Source organism: Nocardioides sp. P5_C9_2 (assembly GCF_054049555.1).
This window is the reverse complement of record NZ_JBFUMD010000463.1, coordinates 1-3091: the sequence shown is the minus strand read 5'-3', so window position 1 is coordinate 3091 and position 3091 is coordinate 1. Positions and strand designations below refer to the sequence as shown.

General features: G+C 73.0%; 4 protein-coding genes. All 4 read right to left on the bottom strand.

The features are described from left to right. A partial coding sequence (gene argG, locus ACXJKL_RS18170; RefSeq protein ID WP_457208406.1) for an argininosuccinate synthase occupies positions 1 to 905 on the bottom strand: 905 nt, incomplete at its 3' end. Continuing rightward, positions 906 to 1451, bottom strand: a complete 546-nt coding sequence (locus tag ACXJKL_RS18165) for an arginine repressor (protein WP_457208405.1) — start codon at positions 1449 to 1451, stop codon at positions 906 to 908. Continuing rightward, entirely contained in the window at positions 1448 to 2371 is a 924-nt protein-coding gene (gene argF / locus ACXJKL_RS18160) for an ornithine carbamoyltransferase (protein WP_457208407.1), read from the bottom strand. The genes ACXJKL_RS18165 and argF overlap by 4 nt, the downstream gene beginning before the upstream one ends. After that, a partial coding sequence (locus ACXJKL_RS18155; protein ID WP_457208404.1) for an aminotransferase class III-fold pyridoxal phosphate-dependent enzyme occupies positions 2368 to 3091 on the bottom strand: 724 nt, incomplete at its 5' end. The genes argF and ACXJKL_RS18155, both read right to left, overlap by 4 nt.

Below are 3091 nucleotides of genomic sequence, written 5' to 3'. Positions count from 1 at the left end.
ATCCACAGCAGCGCCATGCCGGGGGCCTCGTAGATGCCGCGCGACTTGGCCTCGATGATCCGGTTCTCGATCTGGTCGGACATGCCGAGGCCGTGTCGCCCACCGATCTCGTTGGCCTTCATCACCAGCTGGACCGGATCGGCGTACGACGTGCCGCCGATGGCGACCGGCCGACCCTGCTCGAAGCGGATGGTGACGTCCTCGGTGGCGATCTCGACCGAGGGGTCCCAGAACTTCACGCCCATGATCGGCTGGACCGTCTCCAGGGACACGTCGAGGTGCTCCAGCGTCTTGGCCTCGTGGGTGGCACCCCAGATGTTGGCGTCGGTGGAGTAGGCCTTCTCCTTGCTGTCGCGGTAGGGCAGGCCGCGCTCGGTGAGCCACTGGCTCATCTCGGTGCGACCGCCGAGCTCGTGCACGAAGTCGGCGTCGAGCCACGGCTTGTAGATGCGCAGCTCGGGGTTGGCGAGGAGCCCGTAGCGGTAGAACCGCTCGATGTCGTTGCCCTTGAAGGTGGAGCCGTCGCCCCAGATGTCGACGTCGTCCTCGTGCATGGCGCGGACCAGCATCATGCCGGTGACGGCCCGGCCCAGCGGCGTGGTGTTGAAGTAGGCGCGCCCGCCGGAGCGGATGTGGAAGGCGCCGCACGCGAGCGCGGCCAGCCCCTCCTCGACCAGCGAGGTGCGGCAGTCGACCGCACGGGCGATCTCGGCGCCGTACTCCCGCGCGCGGTCCGGGACGCCGGAGATGTCGGGCTCGTCGTACTGGCCGATGTCTGCCGTGTACGTGCACGGGACGGCGCCCTTGGCGCGCATCCAGGCGACCGCCACCGAGGTGTCGAGGCCGCCGGAGAAGGCGATGCCGACGCGTTCGCCGACGGGGAGGGAGGTGAGGACCTTGCTCACTTAGATGTCGTCCTTTGCGGGGTGGGGGGAGGTGGTGTCGTGGTTGGCCAGACGCAGGAAGCGCTGGGCGAGCGCCTCTCCGCCGGCCGCGTCGCGGCCGATGACGAGCACGGTGTCGTCGCCGGCGATCGTGCCGAGCACGTCGCCGAGATCGGCCTTGTCGAAGGCGCTGGCCAGGAACTGGGCGGCTCCCGGCGGGGTCCGCAGCACGACCAGGTTGGCACTCGCGTCCGCGCTGACGAGCAGCTCGCCGCACAGCCGCGCCAGTCGGTCCAGGGCCGCGGCCGTCTCCCGGGTCGCGCCCGGCGACCGGTCCCCGCCCTCGGCAGGGACGGCGTACACGAGGGAGCCGGAGGCGCTGCGGATCTTGACCGCGTCGAGCTCGTCGAGGTCGCGGCTCAGGGTCGCCTGGGTGACGTGCACCCCGCGGCCGGCGAGCAGCTCGGCCAGCTCGGTCTGCGAGCGGACGTCGTGGTGGGTCACGAGGTCGATGATGCGCTGGTGGCGCGCGCTCTTGGTGGTGGGGCTGGTCGCCGTGTCGTTCATGCGCGCTCCAGCAGCCACGTGAGGATCGCCTTCTGGGCGTGGCGACGGTTCTCCGCCTCGTCCCAGACGACGCTCCGAGGACCGTCGATCACGTCCGCGTCGATCTCGGTGCCGCGGTAGGCGGGCAGGCAGTGCATGACGATCGCGTCCGCGTCGGCGTGGGCGAGCAGGTCGCCGGTCAGCGAGTACGGCGTGAAGAGACGCAGCCGCTCGGCCGCCTCCTCCTCACGTCCCATCGACACCCACGTGTCGGTGACGACGACCGCTGCGCCGGCGGCCGCGGTGGCGGGGTCCCGCTCGAGGGTCACCGACCCGCCGGTCGCCCGGGCGACCTCACGGGCCCGGGCCACGACCGTCGCGTCGGGCTCGTGGCCCTGTGGCGCGCCGACGGTGACGTGCATGCCCGCCGTGGCGCCGGCCAGGACCCAGGAGTTGCCCACGTTGCAGGCCCCGTCCCCGACGAACGCGACCCGGGTGCCGGCCAGCGTGCCGACGTGCTCGCGGACGGTCTGCAGGTCGGCGAGCAGCTGGCAGGGGTGGAACTCGTCGGTGAGCGCGTTGACCACGGGTACGCCGGCGTGCTCGGCCATCGTGACCAGGTCGACCTGGTGGGCCGTGCGCCACACGATCGCGGAGGCCTGGCGGCCCAGCACGCGGGCGACGTCCTCGACGGACTCGCGCTCCCCCATGGCGGCGAGGCCGCCGTCGACGGTCATCGCGTGCCCGCCGAGCTCGGCGATGCCCGCCGAGAAGGAGACCTGCGTGCGCAGCGTGGGTCGGTCGAAGACCAGGGCGACGGTGCGGGGACCCTCGAGCGGGCGGAGCGCGAACGGGTCCGCCTTGAGGGCGGCCGCGAGGTCGAGGACCTCGGCCTGCTCGGCCGGGGTGAGGTCGTCGTCTGCCAGCAGGTGCCGCATCAGGCTCCCCCTCCCGTGTCGGTCCGCGCGCCCGCCACGATCCCGCCGAAGGCGGCCGCGAAGGCCTCGACGTCGGACTCGGAGAGCACCAGCGGCGGCACGAACCGCAGGGTCGAGGGTCCGGTCGCGTTGAGCAGGTAGCCGGCGTCGCGCCCGGCGTCGACCACAGCGGCGGCGTCGTCGGCGTCGAGGTCGGCGGCGAGCATCAGGCCGTGGCCCCGCACCCCGGTGACCGACGGCTGGTCGGCCAACGCGTCGGCGAGACGCCTGCCGACCCGCTCGACATGGTCGAGGAGCCCGTCGCGCTCGATGGTGTCGAGCACCGCGAGCGCGGCCGCGCAGGCCACCGGGTTGCCGCCGAACGTGGTGCCGTGGTGGCCGGGCCGGAGCAGGTGACCCGCGTCGCCCAGGGCGATGGTCGCCCCGATCGGGATGCCGCCGCCCAGACCCTTGGCCAGGGTGACGACGTCGGGGGTCACTCCCCCCGCGAACGGCAGCTGGTGGGCGAACCAGGCCCCGGTGCGACCGATGCCGGTCTGCACCTCGTCGAGCCACAGCAGCGCGCCGTGGTGGGAGGTGATCTCCCTCGCCGAGGCGAGGTAGCCGTCGGGGGCCACGTGCACTCCGGCCTCGCCCTGGATCGGCTCGAGGACGACGGCGGCGGTCTTGTCGGTGACCGCGGCGGCGAGAGCGGCCTCGTCGCCGTACTCCACGAACGTGACG

Bases quoted from the DNA above. Each gene is read 5' to 3' on its own strand.
- ACXJKL_RS18165 (WP_457208405.1), bottom strand. From the start codon at position 1,451: ATGAACGACACGGCGACCAGCCCCACCACCAAGAGCGCGCGCCACCAG.